The following is an 18,313-nucleotide window of genomic DNA, read 5'->3' as shown; positions in this document are numbered from 1 at the left end:
TGCGTTGCCGACGAAGGGCGCAGGACGCGGCCGAGAGGACCACAAGTGCGAGTAGTAGTGATGGGTTGCGGCCGGGTCGGCTCTTCGGTCGCCGACGGGTTGTCCCGCATCGGTCACGACGTGGCGGTCATCGACCGCGACAGCACGGCCTTCAACCGGCTCAGCCCCGAATACGCCGGCGAGCGGGTGCTGGGGCAGGGATTCGACCGAGATGTACTGCTGAGGGCGGGTATCGAAGAGGCGGACGCGTTCGCCGCGGTGTCCTCCGGGGACAACTCCAACATCATCTCCGCGCGGCTGGCGCGCGAGACGTTCGGCGTCAAGCGGGTCGTGGCCCGTATCTATGACGCCAAGCGCGCGGAGGTCTACGAGCGCCTGGGCATTCCCACCATCGCGACCGTGCCCTGGACCACCGACCGCCTGCTCAATGCGCTGCTGCGGGAGACCGAGACGGCCAAGTGGCGCGATCCGACCGGCACGGTCGCCGTCTCCGAGGTGGTCCTGCACGAGGACTGGATCGGCCATCGGGTCACCGATCTCGAGCAGGCCACCGGCGCCCGGGTCGCCTTCCTGATCCGCTTCGGCGCCGGCGTGCTGCCCGAGCCGAAATCGGTGATCCAGGCCGGCGACCAGGTCTATGTCGCGGCGATATCCGGCCGCGCCGCCGAGGCGGTGGCCATCGCCGCGCTACCGCCGAGCGAGGACCTGTGATGATTTCGAGCGACTGGCTTTGAGGAGACGGCGCATATGAAGGTAGCGGTTGCCGGCGCCGGCGCGGTCGGCCGCTCGGTCACACGGGAACTCATCGGCAACGGCCACGATGTGACGCTGATCGAGCGGAACCCCGACCACGTCGACGTCGACGCCATTCCGGCCGCGCACTGGCGCCTGGGCGACGCGTGCGAGTTGAGCCTGCTGGAATCGGTGCGCATGCAGGAGTTCGACGTGGTGGTGGCCGCCACCGGCGATGACAAGGCCAACGTCGTGCTAAGCCTGTTGGCCAAAACCGAATTCGCGGTGCCCCGGGTGGTGGCCCGGGTCAACGACCCGCGCAACGAGTGGCTGTTCACCGACGCCTGGGGCGTCGACGTCGCGGTGTCGACGCCGCGCATGCTGGCGTCGCTCATCGAGGAGGCCGTCGCCGTCGGCGATCTGGTGCGGCTGATGGAATTCCGCAAGGGGCAGGCCAACCTCGTCGAGATCACCCTGCCCGATGACACGCCCTGGGGCGGCAAGCCGGTGCGCAAACTGCAGCTGCCGCGCGACACCTCGCTGGTGACGATCCTGCGCGGCCCGCGGGTGATCGTGCCCGAGGAGGACGAGCCGCTGGAAGGCGGCGACGAGCTGCTGTTCGTCGCCGTCGCCGAGGCCGAAGAGGACCTGCAGAAGCTGCTGTTGGGCTAATCGCCCACGGTGCGGGGTTCCAGCTCGACCCCGGCGCTCTCCGCGATGGCCCGCTGCGCCGCCTTGATCGCCGCGTAGGTCGCCAGCGCGGCCAGCACGGTCAGCGGCCAGCCCATCCCGATCCGCGCGGCCGCCAGCCACCCGGTCCGATCGGCGTCGTAGAGGAGCCCCTGGACCACGAAGCGGGCGGCGAACACCAGCACCCAGCCCAGCGAGGCGACGTCGAACGCCAGGACGGCCCGGGGAACGCTGCGCCAGCCGTCCCCGCGCCCGGCGGCCCAGCTCCATACGTAGCCCACCAGCGGCCGGCGGATCAGCACCGACGCCGCGACCACCACCGCCCACACCAGCGACATCCAGATGCCCAGCAGGAAATAACCCTTGGACTCCCCCAGCACGTAGGCGATCAGCGCGCACAGCGCCACGCCGAAGAACCCGGAGAACGCCGGTTGCGGGGAATCCCGCCGAATCAGCCGCCAGAGCAAGACCAGCGCGGCGACCCCCAGGGCGGCCGCGATGGCCGGGACCAGGCCCGACACGCTCGAGACGATGACGAAGACGATGACGGGAAGAGACGAGTAGATGACGCCGCTGACCCCACCCGCCTGCGCCAGCAGGCGCTCGGGGTTGATGCGGCTAGTGGTCTGTTCCGATGAGCCCGGTTCCCGGGGGGACGGGGTTGCCCCGCCCAAGCCTTCTGGGACGGTCACCGCTGAATTTCGTAGTGCGGGTTGTAGATCGCTTTGGTTCCGTTCTCGAGCTTGCCGAGTCGGCCCCGCACCCGCAGGGTGCGGCCCGAGTCGATGCCCGGGATGCGGCGCTGGCCCAGCCACACGAGCGTGACGGTGTCGCTGCCGTCGAACAATTCGGCGCGCACCCCGCCGGCGCAGGCCCTGCCGTTGCATTCCACGCTGCGCAGCGTGCCGACCATCGTGACCTCCTGGCCACGCTCGCAATCGATAGCCCGTTGCGCGCCGGTGCTGGCGACTTCGTCGGACAGTTCCTCAGAGTCGCGTTGCTCCGGATCCTCCGTCAGCCGACGGGTCAGCCGGCGCAGATACCCTTGGGCCCCCATGGCCACTCCTGACGATAAAAGCTTCGATGCTTCCTCTATGCCAACGGACACCGTAGACCTCTTGGTTCCCCAGCGCCAACCGACTCAAACGTGATGTTGGACCGCAGGTAAACGCCGTGCACTATCGAGGGGTGGTGGTCGATCTGGGCGGTGTCACGACGGTGTTATTGCCGGGAACCGGCTCCGACGACGACTACGTTCACCGGGCGTTTTCCCGCCCGCTAGCCCAGGTCGGCGCGGTGCTGGTGGCCCCGCCGCCGCGCCCCGACCGGCTGATCGACGGCTACCTGGCGGCGCTGGACGCCGCGGCGCGCGAAGGACCGATCGCCGTCGGCGGCGTGTCGATCGGCGCGGCCGTGGCGGCGGCCTGGGCGCTGGCCCATCCGGACCGGGCGGTCGCGGTGCTGGCCGCGCTGCCGGCGTGGGCGGGGGCGCCCGGCGAGGCGCCGGCCGCCCTCACGGCGCGGTATTCGGCCTCCCAGTTGCGAGCCGACGGCCTGGCGGCGACGACGACCCGGATGCGGGCCTCCAGCCCGCCGTGGCTGGCCGACGAGCTGGCCCGCTCGTGGGGCGCGCAGTGGCCGCACCTGCCGGACGCCATGGAGGAAGCCGCCGCCTACGTCGCGCCGAGTTGCGACGAGCTGGCCGGACTGGCCGCGCCGCTGGCGGTGGCGGCCGCGGTCGACGATCCGATTCACCCGTTGCAGGCCGGTGTCGACTGGGTCGCCGCGGCGCCGCGCGCGGCGCTGCGCACGGTGACGCTGGATCAGATCGGGTCGGATCCCGCCGCCCTGGGCGCGGCCTGCCTTCAGGCGCTGGACGAGCTGGGCTAGCCGCTCGCCTTCGCGTCAGCCGCCGGTGGTGGTGCGCAGCTGTTGCATGGCCGAGCCGTCGGCGCTGCGGCGCGCGGCCGGCTCGTCGGCAGGGGTCTGTTGCTCCTCGCCTTGCTGTGCGGCAGCCTGTTGCGCCGCGGCGGCTTCGCGCAGCTGTTGCGCCATCGGCTCGGGCAGCTGCACGGCCAGCGGCGTGCGCACCGGAAGCGGTGTGTCGCCGCGGCGAACCACGGTGTCCGCCAACGCCGCTCGCGCCTCCTGTTCGAGCGCCTCCATCGTCTCGTGGGCGCCGTTGATGACGCAGCGGATCATCCAGCGGTATCCGTCGACCCCGATGAAGCGCACCACGCCGGTGGCGGTTCCGACCACCTCGCGCCCCCACGGCCCGTCCTTGATGCTGACCTGGGCCGAGTCATTGCGCAGCGACTCGGCGAGCTCGCCGGCGACTTCACGCCACAGCCCGCCCGTCTTGGGCGCCGCGTAGGCGGCGATGGTGAAACGACCGTTGGGCGTGACGACCCAGACCGCGCTCGGGACACCGGTTTCGGTCAGCTCGACCTGCAGCTGCCCGGCCTCGGGCATGGGGATCAGCACCGAGCCCAGGTCGAGCCGGGCCAGCTCGGCGACGGCGGGGTCGTCGAAGTCCTCGATGTCGAACGGGCCCTCGAGTTCCTCGGCGGCGGGCTCGTCGGCGCCCGGCGTCACGGCCCCGTCCGCCTGCGCGGCCGGGGCGCTGTCGTCCTTGCGCGAGCGTTTACCGAATGCAGCCATCAGCGCCGCTCCTCCTCATCGCTTCGCCGTGCCCGTCGCCGGCCCATCACAAACTCGCATGTCCGCCGGAGGAACCGTGACCACCGTCGCCACGGGACGTCTCGGCCAGCCCGGCCTCGTCGAACGACGACACCTCGACCAGCTCCACCAACTCGACCCGCTGCACCAACAGTTGGGCGATGCGGTCGCCGCGATGGACCACGATCGGCTCGGCCGGATCGAGGTTGATCAACGCGACCTTGATCTCGCCGCGGTAGCCGGCGTCGATGGTACCGGGACTGTTGACGATCGAAAGCCCAACGCGCGCAGCCAATCCCGACCGAGGATGCACCAGGCCGACCATTCCGAACGGGATGGCGACCGCGACACCCGTGCGCACCAGGGCGCGCCGCCCGGGCTCGAGTTTGACGTCTTCGGCGCTGTAGAGATCGATCCCCGCGTCGCCCTCGTGGGCGCGGGCGGGCAGCGGAAGCTCCGGGTCAAGGCGGACGATGGCCAGACTGGTCGACACGGGGCCACAGACTACCCTTGACTGCGTGTCCGATACGCGCGTCGCGCCGCACAACGTGCGGTATCGCGAACGATTGTGGGTTCCGTGGTGGTGGTGGCCACCGGCCTTCGCGCTGGCCGGCATCATCGCGTTCGAGTTCAACATGGGCGTCACCCGCCACTCCTCCTGGTGGCCGTACGCCACGCTGTTCGCGGTCGCGGCCGGGGCGCTGTTATGGCTGGGCCGCATCGAGATCCGGGTCACCGCCAACCCGTCCGTGCCGGGGGAAGTGGAACTGTGGGCGGGCCATGCGCACCTGCCGGTCACCGCGATCGCCCGCTCCGCACAGGTAGCCCCCTCGGCCAAATCCGCCGCGTTGGGGCGCCAACTCGACCCGGCGGCCTACGTCCTGCACAGGGCGTGGGTGGCACCGATGATCCTGGTCGTCCTCGACGACCCGGACGACCCGACGCCGTACTGGCTGGTGAGTTGCCGTCACCCGGAGCGGGTGCTGTCGGCCCTGACAAGGTAGGCGCAGCTATCAGGCTGCGCAGTCGGTACAGATCATCACGCCGTTTTTCTCGCTGGCGAGCCGACTGCGGTGTTGCACCAGAAAGCAACTCGAGCAGGTGAACTCGTCAGCCTGCTTCGGAACGACACGGACCGAAAGCTCTTCACCGGACAGGTCGGCGCCGGGCAGTTCGAAATTCTCAGCGGATTCAGATTCGTCGACATCGACGACGGCCGAAGCCGCCTCGTTCCGACGCGCTTTGAGCTCCTCCAGCGAGTCCTCCGAAACGTCGTCCGTCTCGGTACGCCGTGGAGCGTCATAATCGGTAGGCATATCTATTCCCCTGCCCTATTGCCTCTGCTCGTCTCTGCATGCCCTCGAAAATCTCAAGCATCGCTTTGTACCAGCGTCGAACGCATCCACCAAATGATTCGTGCCCGTATCGCGGCCCATTAAGGTGTGATTTGCGTCACACACCTATTTTCACCCTTGCGCTCGCTTCTGAACAGTGGGTTTAGAGTGCAGCTGTGGTCACACAAATCACCGAGGGTACAGCCTTTGACAAGCATGGTCGGCCCTTCCGGCGCCGCAACCCCAAGCCCGCGATCGTCGTGGTGATTTTCCTCGCAGTGGCCACCGGCGTGATCTGGACCGTGGCGCTGACGCGGCCCGCCAAGGTGCACGAGGCGGTGGTGTGCAACCTCCCGCCGAAGTCGACCGGGTCGGCGTCGGCCCAGCTCGGCGAGCAGGTGTCGCGCAGCGCCATGATGGACGTCGCGCCCGCCAAACTCGCCGACACCAAGGTCCGCGTCCTCAACGCCAGCGGCCGGGGCGGGCAGGCCGGCGACGTCGCCGGGGCGATGAAAGACCTCGGCTTCGCGCAGCCGACCGCCGCCAACGACCCGCTCTACGCGGGCACCCGGCTCGACTGCCAAGGCCAAATCCGTTTCGGCACCGCCGGACAGGCCACCGCCGCGGCGGTGTGGCTGGTCGCGCCGTGCACCGAACTGTTCAACGACAGCCGCGCCGACGACTCCGTCGACCTCGCCTTGGGAACCGACTTCAGCGCGTTGGCCCACAACGACGACATCGACGCCGTGCTCGCCACCCTGCGGCCCGGCGCCAGCGAGCCGTCAGATCCCACGCTGCTGGCCAAGATTCACGCCAGCAGCTGCTGAGGCGGTCAATCCAGAATCGGATCCAGGCCGTTGAACCGCTCCAGCACGGCCAGCAGCTCGTCGGCGATCCCGGGAGCGGCCGCCAGCACCAGTCCCGCCCCGGTGGCGTCGTGCGCCGGCAGCACCACGCGGGCCCCCGCCTCGGCGGCGATCAGCGCGCCCGCGGCGCGGTCCCACACCTTCAGGCCGTGCTCGTAGTAGGCGTCCAGCCGGCCCGAGGCCACCATGCACAGATCCAGCGCCGCCGAGCCGATGCGACGAACATCGCGGACCACCGGCAGCATGCGCGCCAACAGCGCCGCCTGCGCCGCGCGGCGCTGCCGCGAATAGCCGAAACCGGTGCCCAGCAACGCCATCGACACGTCCTCGACCGCCGAGCACTGCAATGGCTGGGTCCCCTGGCCGTCGGTGACGTGCGCACCGAGGCCGATCGCCGCCGAGTACACCCGGTCGCCGACGACGTCGGCGACCGCCCCGGCCACCGACTCGCCGTTGACCTGCGCGCCGACCGACACCGCGTAGGCGGGAACGCCGTAAACGAAGTTCACCGTGCCGTCGATGGGATCGAGCACCCAGGTCACCGATCCGGCCGGCGCGCCCGCCGGGTCGGTCGGCCCGCCGCCCTCCTCGCCGAGAATGGGGTCCCCAGGCCGTAATTCGGCCAACCGGTCGCGTAACAGCCGCTCGGTCTCGGTGTCGACCACCGTCACCGGATCGGTCGGGGTGCTCTTGGCCCGCACCGCGCCGCTGTCCGGGGCCGTCACGCCGGCCGGCTCGGCGCCGAACACCTCGGCGCGCCGACGCCGCACGAACGCGGCGGCCTCCACGACCAGGGTTTCGGCCACGGAACGCAGCCGCACGAGCTCGTCATCGGATTGGATCACCGCTCTATCGCATCACAGTCGCCACGGCCGCGCAGACGCCGCAGGCCCCAGCGTCGCGGCGTTAAGGTGAGCGGACAGCCCAGTCACGCCGAGGAGATTCGATGACCACCACCGACTCGACCACGGACACGCCCGGCGCCGCAGCGGCCGACGGCACACATGAACGCCGCGGCTTCGGCATCGACGTCGGTGGCAGCGGCATCAAAGGCGGCATCGTCGACATGGACACCGGGTTGTTGATCGGCGAGCGGGTCAAACTGCTGACCCCGCAACCCGCCACGCCGGCGGCGGTCGCCAAGACCATCGCCGCGGTCGTCAACGAATTCGGATGGACCGGGCCCCTCGGCGTGACCTATCCCGGGGTCGTCACGCACGGCGTCGCGCAGACCGCGGCCAACGTGGACAAGTCCTGGATCGGCGCCAATGCCCGCGACATCATCAGCGCCGAGCTGGACGGCCAGGACGTCACGGTGCTCAACGACGCCGACGCGGCCGGGCTGGCCGAGGAGCACTACGGGGCGGGCAGAAACCAGACGGGCCTGGTGATTCTGCTGACCTTCGGCACCGGCATCGGCTCGGCGGTCATCCACAACGGCACGCTGATCCCCAACACCGAGTTCGGGCACCTCGAGGTCGGCGGCAAGGAAGCCGAGAAACGAGCCGCGTCCTCGGTGAAGGAAAAGAAGGGCTGGTCCTACGAAAAATGGACCAAACACGTGACCGAGGTGCTGGTGAGCATCGAGAACGCGATGTGGCCGGACCTGTTCATCGCCGGGGGCGGCATCAGCCGCAAGGCCGACAAGTGGCTGCCGCTGCTCGAGAACCGCACCCCGGTGGTGCCGGCGGCCCTGCTCAACACCGCCGGGATCGTCGGCGCGGCGATGGCCGCCACCTCGGACGTGACCCACTGAATTTCGCCCGGCAGAGCTGTAGTACCGCGCACTGTCGTTACAATGGTGCTCGGCGAACGCCCAACCGATAGCGTGCGACTACTCACGCTGATACCAACGCCGACATCGACATAGCAGACACTTTCGGTTAACCATGCCCAATACCCACCGAAGGTGAGCCCAAACGAAGGGGTGTAAGTGGCAGCGACCAAGGCAAGCCCGGCAACCGATGGGCCGGTGAAACGCACCGCCACGAAGTCTCCGCCGTCCCCCGCCAAGCGTCCGGCGGCCAAGGCCGCCAACGGCTCCGCGCCCGCCAAACGGGCCGCCAAGACAGCCTCTCGGTCCACCAAATCCGAAACCGCCGAGCCCGCCAAAAAGACCCGCGCCAAGGGAGCCGAGCCCAAGGGGCGCGGCACCAAAGCGGCCAAAGGCGGGCCGGCGGATCCCGACGCCCTCGATTCCGACGGCGCCGTCGAGGATCTCGACAACGAACCCGACCTCGAGGGTGAGCCCGGTGAGGAGCTCGACATCGACAGCGACCTATCCCTCGACGACCTCGAGGAGGACGTGGCGCCCGAAGCCGAAGTCGAATCCGCCGACTCCGATGAGAGCGACGACGAAGAGGCGCCCGCCCCCGTGGCGGCCGCCGAGCCCGCCGCCGACGAGGACGACGAGATCGCCGAGCCCACCGAAAAGGACAAGGCCTCCGGCGATTTCGTCTGGGACGAGGACGAATCCGAGGCGCTGCGCCAGGCCCGTAAGGACGCCGAGCTCACCGCCTCCGCCGACTCGGTTCGCGCGTACCTCAAGCAGATCGGTAAGGTCGCGCTGCTCAACGCCGAGGAAGAGGTCGAGCTGGCCAAGCGCATCGAGGCCGGCCTGTATGCCACGCAGCTGATGACCGAGATGACCGAGCGCGGCGACAAACTGCCCGCCGCCCAGCGCCGCGACATGCAGTGGATCTGCCGCGACGGCGACCGCGCCAAAAACCATCTGCTCGAGGCCAACCTGCGGCTGGTGGTGTCGCTGGCCAAGCGTTACACGGGCCGCGGCATGGCGTTCCTCGACCTCATCCAGGAAGGCAACCTGGGTCTGATCCGCGCGGTCGAGAAGTTCGACTACACCAAGGGCTACAAGTTCTCCACGTACGCCACGTGGTGGATCCGTCAGGCCATCACCCGGGCCATGGCCGACCAGGCCCGCACCATCCGCATCCCGGTGCACATGGTCGAGGTGATCAACAAGCTGGGCCGCATCCAGCGCGAGCTGCTGCAGGATCTGGGCCGCGAGCCCACGCCCGAAGAGCTCGCCAAAGAAATGGACATCACGCCCGAAAAGGTGCTCGAGATCCAGCAATACGCGCGCGAGCCGATCTCGCTGGATCAGACCATCGGCGACGAGGGCGACAGCCAGCTGGGCGATTTCATCGAGGACAGCGAGGCCGTGGTGGCCGTCGACGCCGTGTCGTTCACGCTGCTGCAAGACCAGTTGCAGTCGGTGCTCGAGACGCTCTCCGAGCGCGAGGCCGGCGTGGTACGCCTGCGCTTCGGGCTCACCGACGGCCAGCCCCGCACCCTCGACGAGATCGGGCAGGTGTACGGCGTGACCCGCGAGCGCATCCGCCAGATCGAGTCCAAGACCATGTCGAAGCTGCGCCACCCCAGCCGCTCGCAGGTGTTGCGCGACTACCTCGACTAGCCGGGTCGGCCGTTCGCGAGAACGGTTGGTGCACAAGCTGTTCGCGGCGCGCTGAACGCGTGCCGGCCAAAGACCCGCTGCGGCGGCGAAATTCGGCTGCGCCGACGGCGCCGCCGCCGTAGCGTGAGGCGCATGTCGTCACGCCGCAAAGTGGTCCTCTCCGAATCCGCCTTCGAATCGGTGGTCGGTTACTCGCGCGCGGTGCGGGTCGGCCCGCACGTGTCGGTGGCCGGAACCACCGGCGACGGGCCCGCCGGAGACATCGCCGCCCAGGCGCGAGATGCCTTGCGCCGCATCGAAATTGCGCTGCAGCAAGCGGGCGCGGCGCTCAGCGACGTGGTACGCACGCGGATCTACGTCACCGACATCTCGCGCTGGCGGGAGGTGGGGGCCGTGCACGAGCAGGTCTTCGGCGCGATACGCCCCGCGGCCACCATGGTCGAGGTCTCGGCGCTGATCGCGCCCGAGTTGCTGGTGGAAATCGAGGCCGACGCCTACGTCGACCCGCCGGCGACCGGCGGGAAGGTGCCGTCGGCCCCGGGAGGATAAGGGGTGACCCGGGTCACCGCGGCCACCGGCAGGATGCCGTACAGGTGCGGGAACAACATCGACTCCGGATCGGTTGCCACTCCCGGCTCCCAACGCACCGGCGCGTCGAGCCGGGCCGGATCGATGTGCAACAGCACCAGGTCGCGGCGTCCCCGGTAGAGCCGATTGGCGGGCAGGTGGACCTGACCGGGCGTCGACAGATGGATGAAGGCGGCCCCGCCGGCGGGGCTGATGGCGCCCTCACGGCGGGCCCGCGCCCACTGCTCGGTCCCGCACAGATGCACCAACAGGTCAGGAGCGAGGGTCACGACGTCACCCTAGAGAACCGTCGAAACCAAACTGACCAGGCCGTGAGAAACGACACACCCGATAACGATCGGGGAACAAGGCGAAAACGCCATACGTCTGAGAAAGTGAATGTACGAGAACGGAGAAGCCATGAATGCAACTCTGACGAGTCCCGAACTGACACGGGCCGACCGCTGCGACCGCTGCGGTGCCGCGGCTCGTGTACGCGCCAAGCTGCCTTCCGGCCTCGAGCTTCTCTTCTGCCAGCACCACGCCAACGAGCATGAGGCCAAGCTGACCGAGCTGGACGCCGTGCTGGAGGTCAGCGGAAGCTAGTCGCGCCCGAACTCGCCCGTCGCCAATGTGGGCAGCGCGCGCGATCTTCGGTAATGCTGGACGGGTATGAGCGATCAGGTCGCAAAACCATCGCGCCACCACATCTGGCGAATCACCCTGAGGGCTCTTTCCAAGAGTTGGGACGACTCGATCTTTTCCGAGTCGGCTCAGGCGGGTTTTTGGTCGGCGTTGTCCCTGCCGCCGCTGCTGCTTGGGATGCTGGGCACCATGGCCTACGTGGCGCCGCTGTTCGGGCCGGACATGCTGCCCAACATCCTGCGGCAGCTGATTTCGACCGCGCACAGCGTGTTCTCCCCCAGCGTGGTCAACGAGATCATCGAGCCGACCGTCCACGACATCGCCAACAACGCCCGCGGTGAGGTGGTGTCGTTGGGTTTCATCATCTCGCTGTGGGCGGGGTCGTCGGCCATCTCGGCGTTCGTCGACTCCGTCGTCGAGGCGCACGACCAGACGCCGTTGCGCCATCCGGTGCGGCAGCGCTTCTTCGCGCTGTTCCTCTACGTCGTGATGCTGGTGGTTGTGGTGGCGACGGCGCCGCTGGTGGTGGTGGGCCCGCGCAAGGTGGAAGAACACATCCCGCTCGGCCTGTCCAACGTGCTGCGCTACGGCTACTACCCGGCGCTGATCATCGGCCTGACGCTCGGGGTGATGATCCTCTACCGGGTCGCGCTGCCGGAGCCGCTGCCGTCACACCGGCTGATCCTCGGCGCGATGCTGGCGACCACGGTGTTCGTCACCGCCACGCTGGGCCTACGGTTCTACCTGAGATGGATCACCAGCACCGGCTACACGTACGGCGCGCTGTCCACCCCGATCGCTTTCCTGTTGTTCGCGTTCTTCGGTGGCTTCGCGATCATGCTCGGCGCGGAGCTCAATGCCGCCGTCCAGGAAGAATTCCCAGCGCCCACCACGCACGCCCACCGGGTGCGCACCTGGTTGTTCTCCCGTTCGCCCGCCCTGAAGCGGACGGTGGAGACGCTGGCCAGCCCGATCGCGAATCCCGCAACGCAACAACGCGATACCGCGCCGGCGAAGCCGCCGGGGTGATCAGCCCTTCTTGAGCCGGTCGTAAATCTGCTTGCACTCCGGGCAGACCGGCGAGCCCGGCTTGGCCGCCTTGGTGACGGGGAACACCTCGCCGCACAACGCCACCACGTGGTTGCCCATCACCGCGCTCTCGGCGATCTTGTCCTTCTTGACGTAGTGAAAATACTTGGGTGTGTCGCTGTCGGTCCCGTCGTCGACGCGTTCGTCGGTGTCGGTGCGCTCGATCGTCTGGGTCTGCATACCTGACATTCTTGCACTGCCCGGCGCGCTGCGAGCTGCCCCGAAACCGGCCAAGCCGGAATCCGCCAGTTGTGGGACAGTGGAGAAATGAAGCACGGCTCCGAATCGGGGTTCGACGGCAGCTTCGATGACTTCGACGGCAACAAGGGCCGCCCAGTGCTCATCACCGCCGCCGAGCCCTCCTATGAGGAGCAGCACCGCGCGCGGGTCCGTAAATACCTGACCCTGATGGCTTTCCGGATTCCGGCGCTCATCCTCGCCGCGCTCGCCTACGGCGCCTGGCACAACGGTTTGATCTCGCTGGCGATCGTGGCGGTGTCCATCCCCCTGCCGTGGATGGCCGTGCTGATCGCCAACGACCGGCCGCCGCGCCGCCCCGACGAGCCTCGCCGGTTCGACAATGCCCGCCGGCGCACCCCCCTGTTCCCCCGCGCCGAACGCCCCGCGCTGGAGGCTCCGCGGCACCCCCAACCGGGGTGGCCTCCCGACCCGCCAGGCGGAACCGACCGCGGCTAGCGGTCGTTGCGTGTCAGGTGCCGTCGTCGCGCACTTCTCAGGACATTCTCAGGTCTGCGGCACATTTGTGCACGTCAAGACGTGTGAGATGGGGAACCGCTGGGAACTCTGAAACCTGATCGGTCGTTGAACTCGATGACAGTACAAGCCGAACGGGAGGTCGCTATGGCGAACGCCAGCACGAGCAGATTTGACGGCGATCTGGATGCTCAGAGTCCCGCGGCGGATCTAGTGCGTGTGTATCTGAACGGAATCGGTAAGACGGCGTTGCTGAATGCGGCGGGGGAAGTCGAACTCGCGAAGCGCATCGAAGCCGGGCTCTATGCCGAGCACCTGCTCGAAACGCGTAAGCGCCTCGGGGAGAACCGTAAACGCGATCTAGAGGCCGTGGTGCGCGATGGTAAGGCGGCGCGCCGTCATCTGCTGGAAGCGAACCTGCGCCTGGTGGTGTCGCTGGCCAAGCGGTACACGGGCCGCGGCATGCCGCTGCTGGACCTGATCCAGGAGGGCAACCTCGGATTGATCCGCGCGATGGAAAAGTTCGACTACACAAAGGGATTCAAGTTCTCGACCTACGCCACGTGGTGGATCCGTCAGGCCATCACCCGCGGCATGGCCGACCAGAGCCGCACCATCCGGCTGCCCGTCCACCTGGTGGAGCAGGTCAACAAGCTGGCGCGCATCAAGCGCGAGATGCACCAGAACCTCGGCCGCGAGGCCACCGATGAGGAACTGGCCGCCGAATCCGGCATCCCGGTCGACAAGATCAACGACCTGCTCGAGCACAGCCGCGACCCGGTGAGCCTGGACATGCCGGTCGGCTCCGAGGAAGAAGCCCCGCTGGGCGACTTCATCGAGGACGCCGAGGCGATGTCGGCCGAGAACGCGGTGATCGCCGAGTTGCTGCACACCGACATCCGCAGCGTGCTGGCCACGCTCGACGAGCGCGAGCGCCAGGTGATCCGGTTGCGGTTCGGCCTCGACGACGGCCAGCCGCGCACGTTGGACCAGATCGGCAAGCTGTTCGGGCTGTCCCGCGAGCGGGTCCGCCAAATCGAGCGGGACGTAATGTCCAAACTCCGCAACGGGGAGCGCGCCGACAGGCTACGGTCATACGCGAGCTGACAACTCACTCAAGCTAGGTAGCAGCCGGTATGCCCGCCGCGTCAGCGGCGGGCATACTGCTTGCCTGGGAGGCGTTACACCCATTCACGCAGCTGGCCAAGTAGACTCAGCGTCGATGGAAGGTGCTGAATGAACGACCTGGTTGACACCACCGAGATGTACCTGCGGACCATCTACGACCTCGAAGAAGAGGGCGTGACGCCGCTACGTGCCCGAATCGCCGAACGCCTCGATCAGAGCGGGCCGACTGTCAGCCAAACCGTGTCCCGCATGGAGCGCGACGGGTTGCTCCACGTGGCCGGTGACCGCCACCTCGAGCTCACCGACAAGGGCCGGGCGCTGGCCGTGGCCGTCATGCGCAAGCACCGCCTCGCCGAGCGATTGCTGGTCGACGTCATTGGGGTGCCCTGGGAAGAAGTGCACGCCGAGGCGTGCCGCTGGGAGCACGTGATGAGCGAGGAGGTCGAGCGGCGATTGGTCAAGGTGCTCAACCACCCGACCACGTCGCCCTTCGGCAACCCGATCCCCGGGCTTCTGGACCTGGGTGTGGGCCCCGAGTCCGGCGCCGAGGAATCCATCCTCGTCCGGCTGACCGAGTTGCCCCCCGGCTCCCCGGTGGCCGTCGTGGTCCGGCAGCTCACCGAACACGTCCAGGGCGACACCGGCCTGATCACCCGCCTCAAGGACGCCGGCGTGGTCCCCAACGCGCGCGTGACCGTCGAGACCGGCCCCGCCGGCGTGACCATCGTCATCCCGGGCCACGAAAACGTCACCCTGCCCCACGAGATGGCCCACGCGGTCAAGGTCGAAAAGGTCTGACCCACCCCGTCGCCTCCCGGCTAACCCGCCCTGCGGCCGAACGGCCGCCGCGGCGGTAGCCGCACCCCGAACTGCTTGGCCAGCCGGTACCCCGTCAGCGCGAGATCCCGGATGTCCTCGGGCCGCAGACCCGACTGCAACGCGGTGTCCAGCATGCCCGCCATCCGATGCCCGGGCTCACAACGCAGCGCCTCCTGCAGCGACACCCCCGCCAATGGACCGTCGCCGCGCGCGTACGCGCTGAACGCGAGCAGGACCAGCGCCTCGACCCGCCACGGCGCCGGCAGGGTGCGCGAAAGCACCGCCCACAGCGACTCGACGTCGTCGGCGCCCTCGCCGACGGCCAGCGCGTACAGGATGTCGCGGACCTGCGGATCGCTCAGCGCGCAGCCCAGCGCCGCCAGTTCGGCGTCGGACAGCGATTCGCCCGAGGCGACCCGGGCGGCGGCCGCCATCGCGCTCTCCACATCGCCGCGGGTGCAGCGGACCGGGTGCGCGCGATGCGCGGCGCGGCGCCGGGCGGCCTGCCGGCCGACCGCGCCGGCCAACGCGGCGCTGCGCTGCGGATCGTCGGGCGCGATGACCGCCTGCAAATCGGCGCGCCGCGGGTAGAGCCGCCTGCCCTCCAACACCGCCGCGGCCGCCAGCGGCGATGCCGACGGGTCCTCGACGAGGCCGCTCGACCCACAGCCCTCGACACAATGCCAGCGCCCGCCCAGGGCGACCCGGTCGACCACGTGGGTGGCCCACAGCTCAATGCCGTGCTGCGACAAGGACTCTGCGAGCGCCTCACACAGCTGCCGGTACTCCTCGTTGCAGCTGGGGCAGTGCGCGCCGTCCGCGTCGACGATCACCGCGATGACGGCCTCGGGCCGGGCCGCGGCGGCGACCTCCGCGAGATGACCGACCCGGTCAACCAACTCCTCGGAGAGGTCGACCCGCATCACCGACCCGAGCTGCCGATCGTCCAAAGACACTAGAACCAATGAATTTTCGGGAATGAAGCCGAGAACGGCGGGCAGCGCGGCGATGAGCGCGCCGGGGCGGGAAAGCTCGAAGTCGGGTTGGGGATGCGTGGTCATGAGCACCAACGCTGACGGCCGCCACCGTCAGCCGGTGCTCGCGCGCCCCGGCGCGGCGGCGGAGCTGTGGATGAACCCGGCACTGTGAGTTGTGCTGCTCTACTGTTTAGCCCATGGGCTCGGCGCAAGAGTACGACATGGTGGTCATCGGTTCGGGGCCTGGCGGGCAGAAGGCCGCCATCGCCTCGGCCAAGTTGGGCAAGTCGGTCGCCGTCGTCGAACGCGGCCAGATGATCGGCGGCGTGTGCGTCCAGACCGGCACCATCCCGTCAAAGACGTTGCGCGAGGCGGTGCTTTACCTCACCGGGATGAGTCAACGCGAACTCTACGGCGCGAGCTACCGGGTGAAAGAGAAGATCACCCCGGCCGATCTGTTGGCCCGCACCCAGCACGTGATCGGCAAGGAAGTGGACGTGGTGCGCAACCAGCTGATGCGCAACCGCATCGACCTGCTGATCGGTCACGGGCGATTCGTCGACCCGCACACCATCGAGGTCGAAGACCCGTCACGGCGCGAAAAGGTAACCATCAGTGGCAAATACATCGTCATCGCCACCGGCACCAGGCCCGCGCGGCCGTCCGGCGTCGAGTTCGACGAAGAGCGCGTGCTCGACTCCGACGGGATCCTCGACCTCAAGGCGTTGCCCACCTCGATGGTGGTCGTCGGCGCCGGCGTCATCGGCATCGAGTACGCCTCGATGTTCGCCGCGCTGGGCACCAAGGTCACCGTGGTGGAAAAGCGCGACGACATGCTGGACTTCTGCGACCCAGAGGTGGTCGAGGCGCTGAAGTTCCACCTGCGCGACCTGGCGGTGACGTTCCGGTTCGGTGAGGAGGTGACCGCCGTCGACGTCGGCTCGGCGGGCACCGTCACCACCTTGGCCAGCGGCAAGCAGATTCCCGCTGAGACGGTGATGTACTCGGCCGGCCGGCAGGGGCAGACCGACCATCTCGACCTGCACAACGCCGAGCTCGAGGCCGACAACCGCGGCCGGATCTTCGTGGACGATTATTTTCAGACGAAGGTGCCGCACATCTACGCCGTCGGGGACGTGATCGGTTTCCCCGCGCTGGCCGCGACCTCGATGGAGCAGGGACGGCTCGCCGCCTACCACGCGTTCGGGGAAGCGTGCGACGGCATCACCGAGCTGCAGCCGATCGGCATCTATTCGATCCCCGAGGTCTCCTACGTCGGCGCCACCGAGGTGGAGCTGACCAAGGACGCCATCCCCTACGAGGTCGGGGTGGCCCGGTACCGGGAGCTGGCACGCGGCCAGATCGCCGGGGACTCCTACGGCATGCTCAAGCTGCTGGTGTCCACCGAGGACCTCAAGCTGCTCGGCGTGCACATCTTCGGCACCAGCGCCACCGAGATGGTGCACATCGGCCAGGCGGTGATGGGGTGCGGTGGCACGGTGGACTACCTGGTGGATGCCGTGTTCAACTACCCCACGTTTTCCGAGGCCTACAAGGTGGCCGCGCTCGACGTGATGAACAAGGTGCGCGCGCTCAACCAGTTCCGGCGCTAGCTAGCAGGCGTCCTGCAGGTCGCTGGGGACCGGGTCGCCCGGGCCACCGGCTTCGGCGCGGGCCAGCAGCTCGGCGGTCTGGCCGTCGAACGGCGCCGAGTACGAGATGTCCGCGGCGCACCCACCGCGCTCGAGACCGCCGATCAGGCCGGTGACCGTGGTGCCGCTGACCCAGGGCGCGCCGCTGGTGCCGTCCACCAGACCTTCGCACGCCAGCGCGGGGAACCCGCTGTCGCTGACCGAGGTGCTGCCCTGACATCCGATGGGCGCCCCGCCCACGCCGACCGGATACCCCAGCACGGTCACGCGACTGCCCGGCGGCGGCGTCACGCCCAGCGTCAGCGCCAAACCGGCGCGGGACTCGACGTCGGCGCCGGTGTCGTTGCTGACCCGCGCGATCGCGTAGTCGGCGTGCGGATCCTTGCTGGCGACCCACCGGGGATCGAGGTAGACCGCGTCGGCCTTCCACACGTCGGTGGGAGCGGGCGCGGCGTCGCCGGCGAAACCGGGAACGAAGGTGATCAGCGACGCTCCGGCCAGGCAATGCGCCGCGGTCATGATCAGGTCCCCGCCCTTCGAATGCACCACCGAACCGGTGCAAACGTGGAGCGGGCCGCCGTCGATGAAGATCGCACCGATGCGCCGGTCCGGCTCGACCGGGCCCGCAACCGCCTTCTGCTCGGGCTGGCTGAGCCGCTGCACCGGGCCACCGGTTCGCGGCGCCGACACCGGGGCGCCCGACACCTGCTCGACGGGCCGGTGACACGACGTCAGCGACGTCGCCACCCCCACCACCGAGCAGAGCACCAGGATCGGTATGCGCATCGCCTTCATCATGCCCGACGGTGTGGCGGCGAGCCGACTTCCGCGCACTGCGCTGCGCGAAGGCGTTTGCTGACGCACCGGCCGGGCCCCCCGATATGTTCTCACCGGATTACGGCTGAGAATTATCGCGTTCCAGGGTGCGGACGGGGAACCGAGTTCGCTGTTCGATGTGGGTGCCGCCTGATTCGGGGGACAATTG

The 18,313-nt window shown here is 68.7% G+C and carries 24 protein-coding genes; 14 read left to right on the top strand and 10 right to left on the bottom strand.

Annotated elements, in window-relative coordinates:
• Positions 1–45: 45 nt before the first annotated feature.
• Complete coding sequence (locus JF781_RS11140; RefSeq protein WP_008258523.1) at positions 46–711, top strand: TrkA family potassium uptake protein; 666 nt, start codon at positions 46–48, stop codon at positions 709–711.
• 36 nt (positions 712–747) lie between these two features.
• Complete coding sequence (locus JF781_RS11135; RefSeq protein WP_225327693.1) at positions 748–1,404, top strand: TrkA family potassium uptake protein; 657 nt, start codon at positions 748–750, stop codon at positions 1,402–1,404.
• Here JF781_RS11135 and JF781_RS11130 read toward each other — a convergent pair.
• Both JF781_RS11130 and JF781_RS11125 read right to left on the bottom strand, forming a co-directional pair.
• Positions 1,401–2,096, bottom strand: coding sequence for a DUF3159 domain-containing protein (locus JF781_RS11130; RefSeq protein WP_225327709.1), 696 nt, complete (start codon positions 2,094–2,096; stop codon positions 1,401–1,403). The two genes, JF781_RS11135 and JF781_RS11130, sit on opposite strands and share 4 nt — an antisense overlap.
• Positions 2,097–2,110: 14 nt before the next feature.
• Positions 2,111–2,479 (bottom strand): OB-fold nucleic acid binding domain-containing protein, encoded by a 369-nt coding sequence (locus JF781_RS11125; protein ID WP_003875251.1) that lies wholly within the window; start codon positions 2,477–2,479, stop codon positions 2,111–2,113.
• Between the two features lie 131 nt (positions 2,480–2,610).
• Here JF781_RS11125 and JF781_RS11120 point away from each other — a divergent pair, with 131 nt between their 5' ends.
• Positions 2,611–3,312 (top strand): alpha/beta hydrolase, encoded by a 702-nt coding sequence (locus tag JF781_RS11120; RefSeq protein WP_225327692.1) that lies wholly within the window; start codon positions 2,611–2,613, stop codon positions 3,310–3,312.
• Between the two features lie 15 nt (positions 3,313–3,327).
• On the opposite strand, the gene JF781_RS11115 is transcribed toward JF781_RS11120, so the two are convergent.
• Both JF781_RS11115 and dut read right to left on the bottom strand, forming a co-directional pair.
• The gene (locus tag JF781_RS11115) at positions 3,328–4,083 is read right to left on the bottom strand and encodes a DUF3710 domain-containing protein (RefSeq protein WP_225327691.1); all 756 of its coding nucleotides are present in this window, start codon (positions 4,081–4,083) and stop codon (positions 3,328–3,330) included.
• 46 nt (positions 4,084–4,129) lie between these two features.
• A complete protein-coding gene (gene dut, locus JF781_RS11110; protein ID WP_008258542.1) occupies positions 4,130–4,594 on the bottom strand; it encodes a dUTP diphosphatase in 465 nt (154 codons plus the stop codon).
• 25 nt (positions 4,595–4,619) lie between these two features.
• Here dut and JF781_RS11105 point away from each other — a divergent pair, with 25 nt between their 5' ends.
• Complete coding sequence (locus JF781_RS11105; RefSeq protein WP_225327690.1) at positions 4,620–5,105, top strand: DUF3093 domain-containing protein; 486 nt, start codon at positions 4,620–4,622, stop codon at positions 5,103–5,105.
• Between the two features lie 9 nt (positions 5,106–5,114).
• Here the strand turns inward: JF781_RS11105 and JF781_RS11100 are convergent, their stop codons facing one another.
• On the bottom strand, positions 5,115–5,417 hold the full coding sequence (locus tag JF781_RS11100) for a DUF4193 domain-containing protein (RefSeq protein ID WP_008258544.1): 303 nt from the start codon (positions 5,415–5,417) through the stop codon (positions 5,115–5,117).
• A 194-nt stretch (positions 5,418–5,611) separates the two neighbouring features.
• Between JF781_RS11100 and cei the strand changes: the two genes are divergently transcribed.
• Positions 5,612–6,262 carry an envelope integrity protein Cei gene (cei, locus tag JF781_RS11095; protein ID WP_225327689.1) on the top strand — a complete coding sequence of 217 codons (651 nt, stop codon included), beginning with the start codon at positions 5,612–5,614 and terminating at the stop codon, positions 6,260–6,262.
• A 5-nt stretch (positions 6,263–6,267) separates the two neighbouring features.
• On the opposite strand, the gene JF781_RS11090 is transcribed toward cei, so the two are convergent.
• Positions 6,268–7,146, bottom strand: coding sequence for an inositol monophosphatase family protein (locus JF781_RS11090; RefSeq protein ID WP_225327688.1), 879 nt, complete (start codon positions 7,144–7,146; stop codon positions 6,268–6,270).
• A 101-nt stretch (positions 7,147–7,247) separates the two neighbouring features.
• On the opposite strand from JF781_RS11090, the gene ppgK reads away from it, so the two are divergent.
• The 3 genes from ppgK (at position 7,248) to JF781_RS11075 (ending at position 10,286) form a co-directional block, all read left to right on the top strand.
• Positions 7,248–8,057, top strand: a complete 810-nt coding sequence (ppgK, locus tag JF781_RS11085; RefSeq protein ID WP_225327687.1) for a polyphosphate--glucose phosphotransferase — start codon at positions 7,248–7,250, stop codon at positions 8,055–8,057.
• A 177-nt stretch (positions 8,058–8,234) separates the two neighbouring features.
• Positions 8,235–9,737: an RNA polymerase sigma factor gene (locus tag JF781_RS11080; RefSeq protein WP_225327686.1), complete on the top strand. Its 1,503-nt coding sequence runs from the start codon at positions 8,235–8,237 to the stop codon at positions 9,735–9,737.
• A gap of 132 nt (positions 9,738–9,869) precedes the next feature.
• Entirely contained in the window at positions 9,870–10,286 is a 417-nt protein-coding gene (locus JF781_RS11075; RefSeq protein WP_225327685.1) for a RidA family protein, read from the top strand.
• Here JF781_RS11075 and JF781_RS11070 read toward each other — a convergent pair.
• Positions 10,232–10,594: a DUF952 domain-containing protein gene (locus tag JF781_RS11070; RefSeq protein WP_225327684.1), complete on the bottom strand. Its 363-nt coding sequence runs from the start codon at positions 10,592–10,594 to the stop codon at positions 10,232–10,234. The two genes, JF781_RS11075 and JF781_RS11070, sit on opposite strands and share 55 nt — an antisense overlap.
• A gap of 130 nt (positions 10,595–10,724) precedes the next feature.
• On the opposite strand from JF781_RS11070, the gene JF781_RS11065 reads away from it, so the two are divergent.
• On the top strand, positions 10,725–10,910 hold the full coding sequence (locus tag JF781_RS11065) for a hypothetical protein (protein WP_008258551.1): 186 nt from the start codon (positions 10,725–10,727) through the stop codon (positions 10,908–10,910).
• 66 nt (positions 10,911–10,976) lie between these two features.
• Entirely contained in the window at positions 10,977–11,978 is a 1,002-nt protein-coding gene (locus JF781_RS11060; RefSeq protein WP_225327683.1) for a YihY/virulence factor BrkB family protein, read from the top strand.
• On the opposite strand, the gene JF781_RS11055 is transcribed toward JF781_RS11060, so the two are convergent.
• On the bottom strand, positions 11,979–12,218 hold the full coding sequence (locus JF781_RS11055) for a DUF3039 domain-containing protein (RefSeq protein ID WP_225327682.1): 240 nt from the start codon (positions 12,216–12,218) through the stop codon (positions 11,979–11,981).
• A 69-nt stretch (positions 12,219–12,287) separates the two neighbouring features.
• Between JF781_RS11055 and JF781_RS11050 the strand changes: the two genes are divergently transcribed.
• The 3 genes from JF781_RS11050 (at position 12,288) to JF781_RS11040 (ending at position 14,678) form a co-directional block, all read left to right on the top strand.
• Positions 12,288–12,734, top strand: a complete 447-nt coding sequence (locus JF781_RS11050; protein WP_225327681.1) for a DUF3099 domain-containing protein — start codon at positions 12,288–12,290, stop codon at positions 12,732–12,734.
• A gap of 135 nt (positions 12,735–12,869) precedes the next feature.
• Positions 12,870–13,859, top strand: a complete 990-nt coding sequence (sigB, locus tag JF781_RS11045) for a sigma-70 family RNA polymerase sigma factor SigB (RefSeq protein WP_225327680.1) — start codon at positions 12,870–12,872, stop codon at positions 13,857–13,859.
• A 129-nt stretch (positions 13,860–13,988) separates the two neighbouring features.
• Positions 13,989–14,678, top strand: a complete 690-nt coding sequence (locus JF781_RS11040; protein ID WP_225327679.1) for a metal-dependent transcriptional regulator — start codon at positions 13,989–13,991, stop codon at positions 14,676–14,678.
• Between the two features lie 20 nt (positions 14,679–14,698).
• Here the strand turns inward: JF781_RS11040 and JF781_RS11035 are convergent, their stop codons facing one another.
• Positions 14,699–15,760: a DUF4192 domain-containing protein gene (locus JF781_RS11035; RefSeq protein ID WP_225327678.1), complete on the bottom strand. Its 1,062-nt coding sequence runs from the start codon at positions 15,758–15,760 to the stop codon at positions 14,699–14,701.
• Between the two features lie 113 nt (positions 15,761–15,873).
• Here JF781_RS11035 and sthA point away from each other — a divergent pair, with 113 nt between their 5' ends.
• Positions 15,874–17,289 carry a Si-specific NAD(P)(+) transhydrogenase gene (sthA, locus tag JF781_RS11030; protein ID WP_225327677.1) on the top strand — a complete coding sequence of 472 codons (1,416 nt, stop codon included), beginning with the start codon at positions 15,874–15,876 and terminating at the stop codon, positions 17,287–17,289.
• Here the strand turns inward: sthA and JF781_RS11025 are convergent, their stop codons facing one another.
• The gene (locus tag JF781_RS11025; RefSeq protein ID WP_225327676.1) at positions 17,290–18,126 is read right to left on the bottom strand and encodes a serine protease; all 837 of its coding nucleotides are present in this window, start codon (positions 18,124–18,126) and stop codon (positions 17,290–17,292) included.
• Between the last annotated feature and the right edge of the window lie 187 nt (positions 18,127–18,313).

Origin of the sequence: Mycobacterium sp. WUMAC-067, from assembly GCF_020217485.1 — a bacterium.
GTDB lineage: Bacteria > Actinomycetota > Actinomycetes > Mycobacteriales > Mycobacteriaceae > Mycobacterium.
Note: the sequence above shows the minus strand (reverse complement) of the source record. Positions and strands in the feature narration are given on the sequence as shown.